The organism is Clostridium sp. YIM B02569 (assembly GCF_022320765.1).
GTDB classification, from domain to species: domain Bacteria; phylum Bacillota; class Clostridia; order Clostridiales; family Clostridiaceae; genus Clostridium; species Clostridium beijerinckii.
In genome coordinates this window covers 34,962-51,666 of record NZ_JAKJJX010000013.1, presented here as the reverse complement: position 1 = coordinate 51,666, position 16,705 = coordinate 34,962, and the positions used below count along the sequence as shown (strand labels likewise).

The window sequence follows — 16,705 nt, the reverse complement described above, 5'->3', positions numbered from 1 at the left end:
GCTTAGGTAAACATATCAAAGAGACAATTCATGCAATCATTATGTTCAAATTGCATAAATTGTCTCTTTACACTTATCATCAATTTATATGTAGCAAAAAACTACCTCTAATAATTGATTTACTTATATTCTATATCAATTCAATTTCATTACTTTCTAACACATCTATAATTGGTTGATTAGGCTTTTCATCCGTTATTATAGCATTTATATCATCAATCATTGCAAATTTATAATTACCATCTACAAAAAATTTCTTGTTCTCCATAACTAAAAATGTCTTTTTACTCGATTGTATTATTGTGGCCTTAGTAATTCCATCCTCAATTTCAAAAGTAGTTATACTTTTATCAAAGGCATCAATTCCACAACTTCCTATAAAAGATTTATCAAATTTATATTTTTTAATAAAATCATTAGTTGAAGATCCAATAAAACCATTAAGAGATTTATTTAAAACCCCAGCCGCAACTACAACAGTAATATTATTGGCTGCCTTTGCTAAAATATTTGCTATCTCCAACATATTGGTTACTACGGTTATTCTTTTTTGAGTTGTTAAAATAGATTTAGCTATAAGAATATTAATTGTTGATAAATCTAAAAATATAGTTTCCCTATCTTGTATTAGTTCTAAGGCTTTCTTAGCAATTATGCTTTTAGTTGAAATATCTATCTTCTCTCTTTCTGAAATGTCATACAACTGCGATGATTCCCTTATTTGAATCGCACCTCCATACGTCCTTTTCAGCTTTCCTGCATGCTCCAGTTGTTTTAAATCTTTTCTAATACAATCTTCTGTCACATTAAACTTTTTGCTTAAATCCTTAACTTTAACTTTTCCATATGTATTTAGAATATTTAATATTTCGTTTAGTCTCTCTTCTGTAAACATATCTATGCATTCTCCCATTTTTTATTATTTAGGACCTTGTGGTAAATAATTAATCTAAATATATTATAAGGGACTTTCAAAATATAACAAAATTATTTTGATAGCCCCTTATATCTATTGTTTTTAAATATTTTATTCTTATTTATAAATTTTCTAAAATAATTATATAGTCAAATTTAAATTAAAACAATATCTACTATTGTTCTTTTTCAAAATCTGATTTTGGAACTCCACATAATGGGCAAACCCAATCGTCTGGGATATCTTCAAATTTTGTTCCTGGTGCAACTCCATTATCTGGATCACCTGCTGCCTCATCATAAATATAACCACATACTGTACAAATATATTTTTCCATAAAAAAACCTCCCTTAGATTTGATAATTAAATATTAATAAATACATATCTTACTATGTTAATTTATCATCTTGTAAAATATATATCAATTAAGCGCTTCTGCATTTATTGTGATGAGCTAATTAGAACGATCTTTAGTTTAAAAGCTTCTATAATTATATCATTTTTGTGACTTCTTGCAGAGTTAATAATTTAACTACTACCTCTCTCTATTATTACTTGTTATTCCTTATGATATACATTTAGCCATCTATCTTGTTCCATTTCACATACTATCATAAATTATTGTAATCTCATTTTTTTATATTCACTTGATCATTAAATATCTTCTTTAATCTTTAAATATTTTCTATATATATAATACCAAATAATTCATTATTAATCAATAATTATTATTAATTAATTTTAATTTTCTATCATATGAATTTATTTTATAACCTTTTGAACAATAAATATTAATACATATAAAAACTATAATATATCTATCTGTTTAACGTTAATTATTTATATATTATTATAACCATTATGCCAAATTAAATCTAAATTATAAAATTTAAAAGGAGAAAGCACTCATCTTTATGTGAATAGTTGCTATTAAAATTTGATCTGATATTAAATGAGTAATCATCTTTAGCTTATTTAATAATCATGTTAAAAATCAATTTAATATTAATGTTTATATATAACATTAAATTTATATACCAACCAATATACAATAAAAAGCTGTAACAAAATTCAAATTATTTTGTTACAGCTTTTTCTGCTTATATTATTTTAAAATTATACAATTTTTGTCTTATTTTCTGGACTGCCAAAGTTTGGTTCAACCTTAAAAATTGAAACAGATACTTTTTTGTATAGAATATATGTTAATACCGACACCATAACCGCCTTTACTCCATTGAAAGCTAGTAATGCCCAAACATAATTCTGTAACATATCCGCTGGCATCTTCATCCCATAAGCTGGCAATAATAAATATATGTTACCCACGATTCCCATTGCCTCCATTGCAATTCCACCTATTATCATTCCTAATATTGCATTTTTCTTATTCTTATTTCTATAGTAGATAAATGATGCTGGTAAAATTAATGCTGCTCCAAACAAGAAGTTTGCTGTCTCTCCAACAAAACCTGTTTGACTTCCTCTGATTAATGGAACCAAAAGATTTTTTATTAATTCTATTATCACCCCTGCTACAGGACCAAATCCAAAAGCACCCAACAATGCTGGTACATCACTTAGATCTATCTTAAGCCATGGAAACGCAGGTATTATTGGAAAATCAAAATACATAAGTATAATTGCAATTGCTGATAATAAAGAGATTTTGATTAATTTACTTGTTTTTTCATTCATATTCTTTGCCTCCCAAAAGATTATCTTCTTGGTGTAGCTTATTAGGAATTTAGTGTCAAAGTATTCTTAGTACATTAGTTACTCCTGAACTATTTGCAATACTTAATAAAAAAAAACAAAAAGCCCTGATGTAAAATACATCAGGGCATACATTCAGCAAGTGATAATAGATCAACTTTCAATTCCTAATAGGTTACCTTCTTTCATCCAGACTATACTGTCGGCCTCGGAGTTACACCGAATCTGCTTTCTTAAAAGCTCGCGGGCTATACCGCCGGTAGGGATTTACACCCTGCCCTGAAGATATATATTTTATTTTCTTTATTATATAACTTTAATCAATACTTTGCAACATCTATTTGAGCACTTTTTACATTTCTAAATTTTTAATAAAAAAAGAGTAAGATTTCTATATCTCACCCTCACCGCAAAATAATTATAATAAAAAATAAAACGTTTTTATTATAATTATATTATTCTCCTATAAGCTTATCGGTTTTTAATATATGCTCTGTTAACCAATCATTTAAAAAATTCAAAAGTTTTATTAAACTTTCATCTTGGTTTTCATCAATATTTTTATAATCAATTTCTTCAAGACTTTTAATAAATTTATCATGCTCAATCTTTTGAGTAAAGAGTCTTTTATAGTTTATACTTTTCATATATTCTTCTTCTGATTTAAAATGAAAAATTGTATAATCCTTCAGTTCGTCCATAATATGTATTATCTTATCATACTTATCAATTGCAAATTCATCTTTTAACAGCGTATAAGCTTGATCTGCTAATTCAAAAAGCTTTTTGTGTTGCTCATCAATCTGATCAATTCCTATTTTGTATTCTTCCTTCATTTCATACATGTATAATACCTTCTTTCTACTCATTATTTTAATCATACTCGGTTCATTTTTTATTAATATATCATTTTTTTAATATAAAGTCACTACACTTAGTCTTCTATTCAATAGATAAATTTCTAAATATAAATTGCAAATTGATATTATTTAACCCTACATTTTAAATAATATTAATAGTATCTGTTGCTTTCTAAAACAATCTGCCTTTTAACATAACTATTTTATAAATATCTAAAAAAATAGCTCAGAAAATCATTAATAAAAAAAGATTTAAAGCACTTAATCAATAAAATTAAGTGCTTTAAATCTTTACTGAAAATTATAAATTTTTAACTTTACTTATAACATCTGCGCAATATTCTTTTACACCTGCAGCACCGTTGCTTTTATAAACTTTATTTAAATCACTACCTATACCGCTACAATCTGCTCCTGCTTGTATCCATTCACTTATATTATCTTTGTTTACTCCTCCAGTAGGCATAACGCTAAGGTCTGGGAATATTGATTTTGCTGCCCCTATAAATGCCTTTCCAACAACATTACCTGGGAATACTTTGATAAATCTTAAACCTAATTTGTAAGCCTTATTTAACTCTGACATTGTCATTAATCCTGGAATTATTAATGCTTTTCTTTGATTTGCATAAGCAATTACATCTTCATCTATACAAGGAGAAACAATAAAATCAGAATTATTTTCGATACATGCATCTACAGCATCTTTTGTTAACACAGTTCCTGCACCAACACAAGCATTTTTATATTCTTCTTTCAATTCTTTTATTAACTTTGGCGCATTTGGCACGCTCATAGTTACCTCTATAATTTTCATTCCACCTTCAATTGCTGCTATACTTATTTCTTTTGCTTCTTCATATGTCTTAGTTCTAATAACAGCTACTGCCTTTTCTTCTTTTAATGTATTATAAATTTTTTCAAACATTATTTATTACACCTCATCTTTAATTTATTTTATTTAAAATTAATCTACATCATTCATAAAATACTTTATTAAATACAAATATATATTTCTTAACGTTCTATTTTCTTTGCTTGTCCTAAATGTACTAAAACATCATCATAGTAAGGTAGTCCCTCATTATCGCCTTCGACACCTACAACTAATGATCCAACTGCATTTGCAAATCTAACACAATCTTCTAGTGACTTACCTTTTAATAAGGCCGTTAAAAATCCTGCTGCAAATCCATCACCTGCACCTACTGTATCAACTAAAGCTTTTGGCTTAATAGCTTCAATATCATAAATATTTTTACCATCTGACCCTATAGCTCCCTTGGCTCCTTTTTTAACTATCACTTTTTCTATTCCTTTGTTATGGAAAACTTTTATTGCCTCTTCTATATTTGTATCTCCCAATAATATCTCTATTTCTTCATCACCTATTAAAAGAATATCAACATAAGGTAAAAGTTTTTCTATATAGTTTTTTGCTTCTTCCTTAGTCCACATCTTTAATCTAATATTTGGGTCAAATGATATTATAAGATTATTCTTTTTAGCTAATTTTACTGCTTCTAATATAACTTCTCTATTATTTTCAGTTATTGAAGGAAAAACTCCTGTAATATGAAGAACTTTTGCATTTTTTATATATTCTTCATTCAATTTCTTTGCATCCATTGTACTAGTTGGAGATTTTTCTCTATAATAAAATGATCTACTTGATCCATCAGATAAAACTTCTCTAAAATATACTGAAGTTGGATATCCATCAACAAGTTGTACTTCTGATGTATCTATCCCCTCACCTCTTACAATCTTTAGTATATATTTTCCGAAATCATCATTTCCCAATCTACTTATCCATCCAGATTCTAACCCTAATCTTGCACATCCCATTGCAACATTTAATTCTGCTCCACCTACTTTTCTTTTGAATGTGTCACAAAATATTATTGGTCCCTTTTCTTGAGGGCACATTGCAATCATTGCATCTCCTATAGTAATTACGTCCATAAATAAATACACCACTTTCACTATATATTTGTTTTTAACCTTACCAAATAAGTTAGAGATAGATTTCTATATTCATACTTTTGATAAGGCCATTTTTAAATTTTAGTCAATATTTATATATAATTTTGAATACTGATTATCTTACTAACCATCCTCCATCAACTGCTAGAATATGACCATTAACATAATCAGATGCTCTGCTTGCTAAAAACACTACCGCTCCCATTAAGTCAGATGGTTCTGCCCATCTATCTGCTGGTATTCTTCCCTGTATTTCTGCATTTCTTTCTTTATCTGCCCTTATTGGTTCAGTATTTGCTGTCTTTATGTATCCAGGTGCTATCGCATTTATTTGAATATTTTTACTCGCTAATTCATTAGCAAATGCCTTTGTTATACCTGCAACTCCATGTTTACTTGCTGTATATGGAGGAACGAACTTTCCACCCTGAAATGATAACATAGACGCTATATTTATTATTTTACCAGAGCCTTGTTTAACCATTATTTTAGCAACTTCTTGGCTTAAGAAATATACAGCATTTAAATTAATATCCATAACTGCGTTCCAGTCCTCTTCTTTATAATCAAGAAGAGGTGTTCTTCTTATAGTTCCAGCGTTATTTACTAATATATCTACTTTCCCATAAGATTTCATCGCAGAATCAATCACATCTTGCCTTCCTTCTTTTTGTGTTAAATCTGCTTTCACGAATACTGCTTTTCTACCTTCTTTTTCTATCAATTCTCGTGTATCATCCCAATTATCACCGTGGGTAGAAATAACTAAATCTGCTCCTGCTTTAGCTAATGCAACTGCATATCCTTGTCCAAGACCTGTATTTCCTCCAGTAACTATTGCCACTTTTCCATCTAATCTAAAAAAGTCCATTGAAAACTGATTCAAAATGTTTTCCATTATCTATTCTCCCCTTTCCATATAAATATTTCCATCCTTACATGTATTATTAAATTTTTTCAACGCACGCCATCGTTCCGTATTGTGGAACACCGTTTCATTTATTATCTTAATTCTAATATCATCACTTACAATTGTCAATGATACTGGTATAAAAATAAAATTTTTAACTTTTTATTTGTTAAAATTAAAATTAAACATTACAATGTAGTATAAAGATAAAACTATTTAGGAGGATTTTATATGTCAGAGGATTTAAGCAATCCAAACTTAGTTCAATCGGTGGAACGTGCTCTTGATATACTTGATTGCTTAGCCGAATATCCAAAAGGATGTGGAATTGCTGAATTGTCAAAAATTTTAGGTTTAAGCAAGAGTACCATACATAGAATAATTACAACTTTAAAATATAAAGAATATGTTACGCAAAATGCAGAAAACGATAAATATCAATTAGGAATTAAGCTTCTTAACTTATCTTCTTCTATAACAAATAGTATGGATTTAATAAATGTCGCCAGACCTCATATATATGACTTTGCTAATAAGTTTGATGAAGTCATACATCTTTGTATTCCTGACGAGTCATTTACTAACATAATTTATGTAGATAAAGTATCTTCCGAAAATACTAGTAGAAATATAATAATGTCTTCTAGTATAGGAAAAAAAGCGCCTATTTATTGTACTGCTTCTGGTAAATTGATATTATCTCAATATTCTGATGATAAAATAAGAGAATTATTAAAAGATACAGAATTCATAAAATATGCAGAGAACACAATAACTGATATAAATGTTCTTATAGAAGAAATTCATGTTATAAGAAAGAACCTATATGCATTAGACAATATTGAATACGATACGGGTGTTATATGCATAGCTGTTCCTATTTTTGATAGAACCAATAAAATTATTGCTGCAACCAGTCTCTCATCCGTAACACTCTTTAATACTATGGATGATTTACTAAAATACAAAGAGGAATTTATGAATGTCGCTAAAAATATTAGTAGACTTATGGGATATGCATATTATACAGATATAAAATAAATTTTTAAATAAAAAATTTATAAATTTCAAATATAAAAAGACTGGAATTGAAATAAATTACATACATTTGCTTAAGTTTACAAATAAACATTACACAAATATATGTAATTCATTTCTATTTCACATAAATTAAATAACATGAGTTAAACTTAAATTTTTTTATACTTATTATCTATGCTTATTCATCTCTAAAAAAAGAATTTTATGAAAGTTCTAAATAAAACGGCTGTAAAACATTTTCTTTATTTCTTGTTGATAACATATTTTATCAGTGCTTCTGCTACCCCATCTTCATCATTAGTTAAGGTTACATCATCAGCATGTTTCTTCACATCTTCTGGAGCATTTCCCATCGCTACTCCAACTCCTGCATACTCTAACATATCAATATCGTTATAATTGTCTCCCATTGCTATTATTTCTGATTTATCTATACTGAATTTCTTTTGTAAACAGGTAATTGCAGATGTTTTTGATGCCTTTATAGGCATAATTTCTAAGTATGTTGGCTTTGAAGGATATATATTTAAATCATTATCATAAATATTTTCTTTTAAGAAGTTTATTTCTTTTGGATTAGACATACATAAAATCTTACTTGGTCCTACTCCTTCTCTTTTCCATTGTTCTATTAATTTATTAAAATCAATAATATTAGGAATGATGTTAGTTATTTCACTTTCTTGTTTAGCCCAATAATCTAATTTTTCTATATACCATTCATCATCCTTATATAAACTCATATGAATGTTATTTTCACTTGTTAACTTATATATTTTCTCAAAATTAGAAATATCAATTGCCTCACTAGCCAATACACTATTATCCTTATCTAAGATTAAAGCACCGCTATAGCATATAATTGGTTCCTCTATTCCAAGTTCTTCTTGAAGAAACCTTATTCCTTTTGGCATTCTAGCTGAAACTAAAATTACAGGTATTTTCTTATTATTTGCAACTTTATTTATAGTACTTTTTACCTTTTCAGTTACTTCATGATTTGAATTTAACAAGGTTCCATCAATATCTAAACATATCATTCCAAATTTATCCATGGACTCATCCCCTAACTATTTATAATAAAACGTCAAATTACTTATAATTGCTTATTGAATCCAATATTTATAAGCAAATAAAACTCAATTTTATTCTCCTAAATAACGCTACTTAAATTAATATGTTTTCTTTATATAATCACTAGACTTTTAGGATTAATTTTAATATTATACAATTCCATAATATTACTAAAAGAAGAAACCGATATTGGATCAACAATAATAATATCTACCTGATCTAGGTTTAGCCCTTTATAAAAGGCATCTTTTTCATACTTTTGATGTTCGGCAAGTAAAATAACCTTCTTAGCTCTTTTAACAATCTCCCCTTTAATATAAGCATCTTCTTCATTTTCATAATAAATACCATCACCATTTATAGCTCCAGCCCCTATAAATGCTGCCTCAAACTCAATTTTGCTCAAATACTCATCATAATTCCTTCTATAGAAGAAGCGATTTTTCTTATTAAATTTTCCATCAATCAAATTTACTACCAAACCATTCTTTTCCGAAAGTATATTAAAATTATCTATGGAATGAGTAAATATGGTTACTTTTTTATCTAAAGATCTTGAAAGAAATTCAATACTAGTAGAAACATCAAAAAAATATGTTTTATTGTTATGAATAAATTTCATTGCCTTTTCAACAATCTTAGTTTTTTCATTAACATTTAATTTCAACCTCTCCTTATATGAAAATATATTGTCTTTATTAAAATTTTCATACCCTTCTTTCCCAATCATAAAATCACCCCTTATAAGTAATTATAAGTATATTTAATTATTTTTTCAATACTTATAAGCACTTTAATCATCATTCACCTAAAATACTTTATATAATAATTATTTTTATCTTAAAAAGAATTATTATATGCTTTGCTTTTAAGCCCCCCCTAAAAATTCATTTATATACTAATTATTTAAAGAACTGCAACTTTACTTGAAACAATGTTATTTATTTGTCGTAAGTAAAAAAAGCAAATCTCTACAAATAGTTTACTATTTATAAAGACTCGCCACCTATATTATTAAATCATATTATTTTTTAAGTCATCTTTTATAATCCTTCTCAATTTTAAGAAGCTTTTCCTTTATATTAAGACCACCAGCATATCCGACCAATTTACCATTAGCGCCAATTACTCTATGACAAGGTATTACAATTGGAATTGGATTTTTATTATTAGCCATACCAACAGCTCTCGCCGCTTTCTCATTACCAACTATTTGGGCAATTTCACCATAACTCCTTGTTTCTCCAAAAGGAATCTCTTGTAGAGCACTCCATACTTTTCTTTGGAACTCCGTCCCCTTAGGCTCTAATGGTAAATCAAAACAATTCCGCTCTCCTTCAAAAAACTCTTCCAATTGTTTTATAGCTTTCCGTAATAACTCGGTTTCATTTCCTTCAACATTAAATTCATCTTTGTTTATGAAACAAATTTTTGTAATTGCTGCCCCATTTTCCACTATACTGATTTTACCAATTTTAGTGTTATAGTAATATACATTTTCCATAATCCTCTTCCTTTTCTCAATATTATTTTTTCTATTACAATTAGAATAGGCGATTCTTCACATGCATGCTTTTGCGCTTCAAAAGCATACATTTTTAAAAACTTTCGCTAAAAAATCAGTATCATAACCCCAATGTCGCATCTATTGCTACACTCCTATTCTTTAAAATTCTTTAATTATATAGTGGGAAATCATGCTTATGTCGCTAACATACCTGAACATACTTTTTATTATATCCATATAAAAACTAATGTCTTTAATTAGACTAGAAACTTTGTTACTTAATATCTTAACATAAAACTCTATTTTATAGTATCTAATACAATTCTCCTAACTTATCTATATCTAAAATTTTCATAATCTCAAAAACTATGATAGAATCATATATTTTATTCTATACATATAAAAAAGGATGAATATAATTATATACCCATCCTAAAACTATTTTTCTATTTAAAAGCTTTCTTATAAATTTCTAAAATTTCTACCACACTTGTATCTCTTGGATTACCTGGAGTACAAGCATCAACAAATGCTGATTCTGCAAGTGATTGTAAATCTTCTTCTTTTACACCAATTTCATTTAACACTTTAGGAATTCCTACATCTTCTGAAAGCTTTTTAACTGCGTCAATAGCTGCCTTTCTATATTCTTTTTGAGACATATTGTCTACACCTTCAACACCCATTACCCTTGCTATTTCTCTATATTTTTTATCTGTAGCCTCTGCGTTGTACTCCATAACATATGGCAATAATACTGCATTAGCAATTCCATGTGGTGTATCATAGAACGCTCCAAGCGGATGTGCCATCGAGTGGACAATTCCAAGTCCAACATTACTGAACCCCATACCTGCAATATATTGTCCAAGGGCCATGTCTTCTCTTCCCTTCGGCTCATTATTTACTGCACTTCTAAGAGAACGTCCAATTATCTCAATAGCTTTCAAATGTAATGTATCAGTTAATTCCCAGGCTCCTTTTGTAATGTATCCTTCAATAGCATGAGTTAAAGCATCCATGCCTGTAGCTGCTGTTAATCCCTTTGGCATTGACGACATCATTTCTGAATCAACAACTGCTATTACTGGAATATCATGAGGATCAACACAAACAAATTTACGTTTCCTTTCCTCATCAGTAATTACATAGTTAATTGTTACCTCTGCTGCAGTTCCCGCTGTAGTTGGAACTGCTATTATATCAACACATTTATTTTTAGTTTCTACTGCTCCCTCTAAACTTCTTACATCTGAAAATTCTGGATTATTAACAATAATTCCAATAGCTTTTGCAGTATCAATTGATGATCCTCCGCCTATTGCAATCAAATAATCTGCTCCAGATGCTTTGAATCTTTCTATACCAGCTAAAACTACATTTATAGTTGGATTCGCTTTCACTTCATCAAAAATTTCAAAAATCAAATCATTTTTATCTAATAAATTTGTAACTTTAGATGCTACATTAAATTTTATTAAGTCCTTATCTGTTACAACTAGTGCTTTCTTATAGCCTCTTATTTTAGCTTCGGTAACAATATTTTCAATTGCTCCTCCTCCTATATAGCTTGTATCATTTAATATTATTCTATTTGTCATAAATATCAATTCTCCTTTAATAATTTTGATAAATGTATAATGTATCCACTGAATTTTATATAATAATAATTTATCAGCAAAGTGCAATCTCATATTTATAATTTATAAATAGTTTTCAAATTATATTCTAGTTAGGTATTTTTATAATACTAACTGTTTATATACATATAAAAATCATATCTATATCTATCATTATTAAACAATCTAGTTACTATACATAATATAACAACTAGATTGTTTCCATATTATGATATATATAATAAGTTGTCTGAGACTAATCTTATACGGAGATAGGGTTATACTTAAGCTAATTTTCACTCTAGTCTCAAAATAACTTTATTAAACTAAGTAATCTTCAGAAATACTAACATTAAAGTCTTTTGCTAAATCTCTAAAATTTTCAGAAACAATTGTTTGTTTCTTTCCACCCATTGATAGAACTTTAACTAAAATCTCAGCTGATTTCTCTACTGTATCCATCAATCCAAAAGTTAGATCTAATGTTTCACCTGAACAAAACATTCCATGATGCGCCCAAATTACAACATCATGATCCTTCATTAGTTCACCAGTAGCTTCTGCAATTGCAGCTCCACCTGGAACCATCCAAGGAACTACCCCAATCCCACTTGGAAATACTACAGGGCATTCTGTTGCCATTTCCCATAATTCTCTTGTAAATACTTTTCCTTCTAATGGCAATACAAACGTTAATGCAATTACATTTGTAGTATGAGAATGCATTATAACTCTATGACATCCATTTGTTTTTTCTACTTTTATTGAGTGACTCATTAAATGTGAAGGAAGTTCGCTTGTTGGTCTTGCATTATTTGACAATCCCCAAACTACCTTATAGTTTTCTCCCTTTTCATCTATTTTGATTATTCCTGCATTTTCTCCTAAACAAACTGTCATATTTCTTATAAACTTTCCACTTCCGGTTACTAAGAAATATTCATTGGCTAAATTTTTTACAGTTACACCAATTGAATTATATTCCGAAACTTCGTTGATAAATTCTTTAATTGCAGAAACTTCTTCTTTTGTTAATCTATAAGTTATATTTCCACCATTTCTTTCATGCCATCCTTTAAGCCACGCATCATTTGTCATCCTCTTAAAATTTTGTATAAACTTCATATCTTCTATTGTCATACTTTCTCCTGCTTTCATATATTTATTATGTATTTTAATATTTGGTCCATTTTAAATAATTCTATTTGTAAATGTATGTAACTTTATTTACCGATTAAAGATACAAACTAATCATTTTAATTCCAGATTAATTTTATCTTATAAATAAATTATACTTCATTCTTTTGTTAATTTCAATTGCTTTTTGTTGTTTTTGTTTGTTTTTATTTGTATTAATATTTTAAAAACAACATATCATTATAGAGCTTTATTAAAGTATATTAAGATCTGCTAAAACTAGCATTTATAACGAATTTATTAGCATTTTTATCAAAAAATAAAGAATCACCTATTTATTTTTAAGTGATTCTACAACCTTTTCTATATGTACATCAATATATAACCTCAACATTATTAGCATGCAGTAAATTAATCCATTCTTCATTTGGTTCAATATCTGTTATCAAATAGTCTATGTCTTCATAATCAAAAAGCTTTACAAATGATGTTTTATCATATTTACTATGATCCACTAACAAAATGACTTTATTAGATTGTTTGATCATAGATCTTTTAATTTCTGCCTCTGTCTCATTCGAGTCTAATATTCCTTTATTTATGTCCATTCCTTTACAGCTTACAAATGCTATGTCCACATTATAATTTTTAATAGCATTTTGCGTTATTGGTCCTTGTAACGACAAAGTTCTTTGATCCAAGCCACCACCAGTTGATATAATATTCAACTCCGATTGGTTTAATTCTTGTAATACTTCCACTGAATTTGTTATTACAGTTACATCATTTCTATTTCTAATTAATTTCAATGCTTCAAATACTGTTGAACTACAATCAGCAACAATCGTACTACTTCCCTTAACAAACTCTATAGCCTTCAATGCTATATATTGTTTACTTTCTATATTTGTCCTAGATCTTTTATAAAAAGGCACATCCTCGTTAGTTTTATCAACATTTAATATTGCGCCACCATAACTCCTAGTAACTACTCCTTGTAACTCTAGTTTTTCCAAATCTCTCCTTATGGTCTCTTCTGTAACTTCAAACTCTTTGCTCAGCTTAGATACATAAACTTTCTTTTCCTTTATTGCTATTTCCTTTATTATTTCTAGTCTTTCTCTAGGTAACATTACTTTTCCTCCTTATATGAATAAGTTTCTATTTATTCACCGCTATTATATAATTATATTTTAAATCATATGTAAGGCAATTCAAATATAGTGTATATTTTTTTGTATTTAATCAATTCAACTTTAATATACCAAATTAACACAGACAACACAATATAAATCAAAGTTAATTCTTGACTGTTTTTTCCGAATAACTATATAATATAAGTAACTTATACTTTTTAAGGAGGTACTTATGATACAAAAAGCATTTAAAATGAAATTATTTGAAGGTAAAGAAGAAGAATATAAAAAAAGGCATAACGAAATTTGGCCAGATCTTGTAAAAGAATTAAAATCTCACGGAGCATCAAAATATTTAATATTTTATGATAAAGACACCAATCTATTGTTTTCTTATATAGAAATGGAGAACGAAGAATTATGGGATGAAATTGCCGAAACAGATGCCTGTAAAAAGTGGTGGGCATTTATGAAAGATATTATGGAAACAAATCCAGATAATAGTCCAATATCTTTGGAATTATCTAATGTATTCAACTTAAAATAATTATTTGAATTAAACAAATAGAGAAAAACTTATTAGTGCAATTATAAGCAGTGCACTAATAAGTTTTCACCTGCATAAAAATATAATCTGCATTGATTTCACTATTCACTTAAATAGATTTTAGAACCAATGCAGATTATTTTTATATTATATTTTTTCTAAGCTTTTTGATTTTCTTTGTATCTTCTCCAGTTTCTATATCCTACTTTGTTATTCCCCCATACATTCTCGTAATTTAATCCTGTTAATTCTTCAACTGTTGTACGAGTTTCAGCATCTACATCTTCTTTTAATCCACCATCTTTTAATCTTGCAATTTCTTTCTTAAGCACTTCATGCGATTCATGAGATACTTTGAACTTATATGATGATATTATACCATAAACAAGCAGTATTGCTGGCGCCACTATTAATATAACTGCCATAGCTGTTAATGCTTCTGGAGGTTGTGATGTTGATCCAGATTTAAAGTTAAATTCTTGTAATACAACTCCAACTAGGAAAACAGCAAGTGCCTGTGAAGCTTTACGCAACAAACTCATAAATCCTGCGAAAACACCTTCTCTTCTATCAGCAGATACTATTTCATCTACATCTGGAACAAAAGTATAGTTATTCCAAGGAACAAAGTTTATTCCACCTCGTCCGAGTCCTGCTAATGCCGATACAACATATAGTGCAACAAGGCTATCAGGAATTGTTCCATATACTATTAAATATCCTGCAATACTTGCAAGGAATATTAATGATACAACTCTAAATGCTCCACCAGGACTTAATTTTAATGTGCAATAAGTTGCTATACCAACTCCTGCAATTTGGAATATATACATTAATGCCAACAAGTTTGATGCTACAACTGCACCTTTAAATAATGCAAACACTATGAAATAAGTAAATACTGCATTAAATGTATCTTGTGCTAAATATCCTCCGATATACATTCCTAAATGTGCTCTAAACGTTCTAATTTTAAGAGTTGTAACCAAATCTATGTAAATTTTCATTACATTTTGTCCAAATGATAACTTTTCCTTTGAGTGTCTGCCTTCTAATATCTCTATTTCCTCTAAAGATCTTTCCCAAGTAAATGTATACACAAGAATTAAAACAATTATAAATATTACAGTAAAGATTCCACCAGCAATCAAAAATGATTGTGGAGACTCTTTCCCTAATGTATTTATAAGTCTTCCAGGTATAAATGCAGCTAAAAATGCTGAAAATTGGGCAATATACATTCTTGCACTAGTAAGCTTAGCACGAATTTTAAAATCAGATGTCATTTCTGCCGCTAAGGTATCATAAGGTATAAGTACCATTGTATACACGATTTCAAACGCTATATAAGTCCCAACGTAATATAAATAAGAGAAACCACTGACCCAAATAGCTGAATATACAATAATTAAAGGTATTGCTGCTAATAAAAAGAATTTTCTTCTTCCAAATCTTCTTCCAAGCGCAGTTTTGTGAAAATTATCTGTTATGAATCCCATTGTCGGACTTGCTACTGCATCAACTATACGAGCTAATGCAAATATTGAACTCGCTTCAATTGGTGTTAATCCGCAAAAAGTTGTATAAAAGTATAATAACCATGCACTTGTTAAGGCAAATGCTCCTGCTCCTATAAAATCATTCATCCCATAAGAAAAATAATTTATAAATCTTATTTTCCCATCTTTCTTACTCATATTTCCTCCTACATATATTATAAATTTTATTTTTTACATAGTATTTAAGTATTAACGTTTTATAGCTTTAATATAAACCCTAAAGAACTACAAATAAAATACTATAATAAGCCTAATGCATGTCCATTTTTAATTCTTAGTTTAATTCTGTATTCTTCCTCAATTTATCAAATCAATTTCTCTTAATATTTTATATAGTATGTATTTATTAAATATATCTAAGTATCATTTACCAAAAGTTTTTTATAAAATTCTTTTTATCATGACATTCCTCCTAAGTATTCTAATATCTAACATTTTAATCTTGTCATCGGTTACTTAAAACATTTACATCACTTACACTTATATATTACTTCCATTCCAACACAAAGTCAATATAATTTCTTTTATTTTATTTGTTTTTTATTTGTTTATGTTAGTTTTGTTTTAAAAACAATCTCAAATAGCTATATGTTAACGTTTTAGTGCAATATTTATCTTCCCTCCTTTATCACAGATCTGTATTTAATACTTTTTTAATATAAAAATAGCATAGAAAATATAAATTTCCATGCCATTT

Annotated in this window: 16 protein-coding genes and 1 riboswitch; of the genes, 2 read left to right on the top strand and 14 right to left on the bottom strand. The window is 28.2% G+C overall.

Annotated features, from left to right (window positions below; translation table 11 throughout):
• Positions 1-130: 130 nt before the first annotated feature.
• From L3B96_RS13150 to kduD, 7 genes are all read right to left on the bottom strand, one after another.
• Complete coding sequence (locus tag L3B96_RS13150; protein ID WP_023974877.1) at positions 131-895, bottom strand: DeoR/GlpR family DNA-binding transcription regulator; 765 nt, start codon at positions 893-895, stop codon at positions 131-133.
• A gap of 196 nt (positions 896-1,091) precedes the next feature.
• A complete protein-coding gene (gene rd, locus L3B96_RS13145) occupies positions 1,092-1,253 on the bottom strand; it encodes a rubredoxin (RefSeq protein ID WP_023974876.1) in 162 nt (53 codons plus the stop codon).
• A 779-nt stretch (positions 1,254-2,032) separates the two neighbouring features.
• Complete coding sequence (locus tag L3B96_RS13140; protein ID WP_011967813.1) at positions 2,033-2,614, bottom strand: ECF transporter S component; 582 nt, start codon at positions 2,612-2,614, stop codon at positions 2,033-2,035.
• 191 nt (positions 2,615-2,805) lie between these two features.
• A riboswitch (FMN riboswitch) is annotated at positions 2,806-2,923 on the bottom strand.
• A gap of 164 nt (positions 2,924-3,087) precedes the next feature.
• Complete coding sequence (locus L3B96_RS13135) at positions 3,088-3,477, bottom strand: hemerythrin family protein (protein ID WP_011967812.1); 390 nt, start codon at positions 3,475-3,477, stop codon at positions 3,088-3,090.
• Positions 3,478-3,793: 316 nt separating this feature from the next.
• The gene (locus tag L3B96_RS13130; protein ID WP_238861357.1) at positions 3,794-4,420 is read right to left on the bottom strand and encodes a bifunctional 4-hydroxy-2-oxoglutarate aldolase/2-dehydro-3-deoxy-phosphogluconate aldolase; all 627 of its coding nucleotides are present in this window, start codon (positions 4,418-4,420) and stop codon (positions 3,794-3,796) included.
• Positions 4,421-4,509: 89 nt separating this feature from the next.
• Positions 4,510-5,457 (bottom strand): sugar kinase, encoded by a 948-nt coding sequence (locus L3B96_RS13125; RefSeq protein ID WP_238861356.1) that lies wholly within the window; start codon positions 5,455-5,457, stop codon positions 4,510-4,512.
• A gap of 136 nt (positions 5,458-5,593) precedes the next feature.
• A complete protein-coding gene (gene kduD, locus L3B96_RS13120; protein WP_077304101.1) occupies positions 5,594-6,376 on the bottom strand; it encodes a 2-dehydro-3-deoxy-D-gluconate 5-dehydrogenase KduD in 783 nt (260 codons plus the stop codon).
• Between the two features lie 243 nt (positions 6,377-6,619).
• Here kduD and L3B96_RS13115 point away from each other — a divergent pair, with 243 nt between their 5' ends.
• Complete coding sequence (locus tag L3B96_RS13115) at positions 6,620-7,429, top strand: IclR family transcriptional regulator (protein ID WP_238861355.1); 810 nt, start codon at positions 6,620-6,622, stop codon at positions 7,427-7,429.
• 242 nt (positions 7,430-7,671) lie between these two features.
• On the opposite strand, the gene L3B96_RS13110 is transcribed toward L3B96_RS13115, so the two are convergent.
• From L3B96_RS13110 to L3B96_RS13085, 6 genes are all read right to left on the bottom strand, one after another.
• A complete protein-coding gene (locus tag L3B96_RS13110) occupies positions 7,672-8,484 on the bottom strand; it encodes a Cof-type HAD-IIB family hydrolase (protein WP_238861354.1) in 813 nt (270 codons plus the stop codon).
• 131 nt (positions 8,485-8,615) lie between these two features.
• Positions 8,616-9,233, bottom strand: a complete 618-nt coding sequence (locus L3B96_RS13105; protein ID WP_238861353.1) for a DeoR/GlpR family DNA-binding transcription regulator — start codon at positions 9,231-9,233, stop codon at positions 8,616-8,618.
• Between the two features lie 306 nt (positions 9,234-9,539).
• Positions 9,540-10,007 carry a methylated-DNA--[protein]-cysteine S-methyltransferase gene (locus tag L3B96_RS13100; RefSeq protein WP_238861352.1) on the bottom strand — a complete coding sequence of 156 codons (468 nt, stop codon included), beginning with the start codon at positions 10,005-10,007 and terminating at the stop codon, positions 9,540-9,542.
• A gap of 449 nt (positions 10,008-10,456) precedes the next feature.
• On the bottom strand, positions 10,457-11,611 hold the full coding sequence (fucO, locus tag L3B96_RS13095; RefSeq protein ID WP_238861350.1) for a lactaldehyde reductase: 1,155 nt from the start codon (positions 11,609-11,611) through the stop codon (positions 10,457-10,459).
• 339 nt (positions 11,612-11,950) lie between these two features.
• Positions 11,951-12,769 (bottom strand): rhamnulose-1-phosphate aldolase, encoded by an 819-nt coding sequence (gene rhaD, locus L3B96_RS13090; RefSeq protein ID WP_238861435.1) that lies wholly within the window; start codon positions 12,767-12,769, stop codon positions 11,951-11,953.
• Positions 12,770-13,140: 371 nt separating this feature from the next.
• Entirely contained in the window at positions 13,141-13,899 is a 759-nt protein-coding gene (locus tag L3B96_RS13085; protein ID WP_011967802.1) for a DeoR/GlpR family DNA-binding transcription regulator, read from the bottom strand.
• Between the two features lie 235 nt (positions 13,900-14,134).
• Between L3B96_RS13085 and rhaM the strand changes: the two genes are divergently transcribed.
• Positions 14,135-14,449: an L-rhamnose mutarotase gene (rhaM, locus tag L3B96_RS13080; protein WP_238861348.1), complete on the top strand. Its 315-nt coding sequence runs from the start codon at positions 14,135-14,137 to the stop codon at positions 14,447-14,449.
• Positions 14,450-14,607: 158 nt separating this feature from the next.
• On the opposite strand, the gene L3B96_RS13075 is transcribed toward rhaM, so the two are convergent.
• Entirely contained in the window at positions 14,608-16,146 is a 1,539-nt protein-coding gene (locus tag L3B96_RS13075; RefSeq protein WP_238861346.1) for an MFS transporter, read from the bottom strand.
• Between the last annotated feature and the right edge of the window lie 559 nt (positions 16,147-16,705).

Excerpts from the sequence above, each read along its gene's own strand:
- L3B96_RS13130 (WP_238861357.1), bottom strand. The coding sequence starts at position 4,420 with ATGTTTGAAAAAATTTATAATACATTAAAAGAAGAAAAGGCAGTAGCT.
- L3B96_RS13115 (WP_238861355.1), top strand. The coding sequence starts at position 6,620 with ATGTCAGAGGATTTAAGCAATCCAAACTTAGTTCAATCGGTGGAACGT.
- L3B96_RS13150 (WP_023974877.1), bottom strand. The coding sequence starts at position 895 with ATGTTTACAGAAGAGAGACTAAACGAAATATTAAATATTCTAAATACA.
- L3B96_RS13140 (WP_011967813.1), bottom strand. The coding sequence starts at position 2,614 with ATGAATGAAAAAACAAGTAAATTAATCAAAATCTCTTTATTATCAGCA.
- fucO (WP_238861350.1), bottom strand. The coding sequence starts at position 11,611 with ATGACAAATAGAATAATATTAAATGATACAAGCTATATAGGAGGAGGA.
- L3B96_RS13075 (WP_238861346.1), bottom strand. The coding sequence starts at position 16,146 with ATGAGTAAGAAAGATGGGAAAATAAGATTTATAAATTATTTTTCTTAT.
- L3B96_RS13110 (WP_238861354.1), bottom strand. The coding sequence starts at position 8,484 with ATGGATAAATTTGGAATGATATGTTTAGATATTGATGGAACCTTGTTA.
- L3B96_RS13125 (WP_238861356.1), bottom strand. The coding sequence starts at position 5,457 with ATGGACGTAATTACTATAGGAGATGCAATGATTGCAATGTGCCCTCAA.
- L3B96_RS13105 (WP_238861353.1), bottom strand. The coding sequence starts at position 9,233 with ATGATTGGGAAAGAAGGGTATGAAAATTTTAATAAAGACAATATATTT.
- rhaM (WP_238861348.1), top strand. The coding sequence starts at position 14,135 with ATGATACAAAAAGCATTTAAAATGAAATTATTTGAAGGTAAAGAAGAA.
- L3B96_RS13135 (WP_011967812.1), bottom strand. The coding sequence starts at position 3,477 with ATGTATGAAATGAAGGAAGAATACAAAATAGGAATTGATCAGATTGAT.
- rd (WP_023974876.1), bottom strand. The coding sequence starts at position 1,253 with ATGGAAAAATATATTTGTACAGTATGTGGTTATATTTATGATGAGGCA.
- L3B96_RS13100 (WP_238861352.1), bottom strand. The coding sequence starts at position 10,007 with ATGGAAAATGTATATTACTATAACACTAAAATTGGTAAAATCAGTATA.
- L3B96_RS13085 (WP_011967802.1), bottom strand. The coding sequence starts at position 13,899 with ATGTTACCTAGAGAAAGACTAGAAATAATAAAGGAAATAGCAATAAAG.
- kduD (WP_077304101.1), bottom strand. The coding sequence starts at position 6,376 with ATGGAAAACATTTTGAATCAGTTTTCAATGGACTTTTTTAGATTAGAT.
- rhaD (WP_238861435.1), bottom strand. The coding sequence starts at position 12,769 with ATGACAATAGAAGATATGAAGTTTATACAAAATTTTAAGAGGATGACA.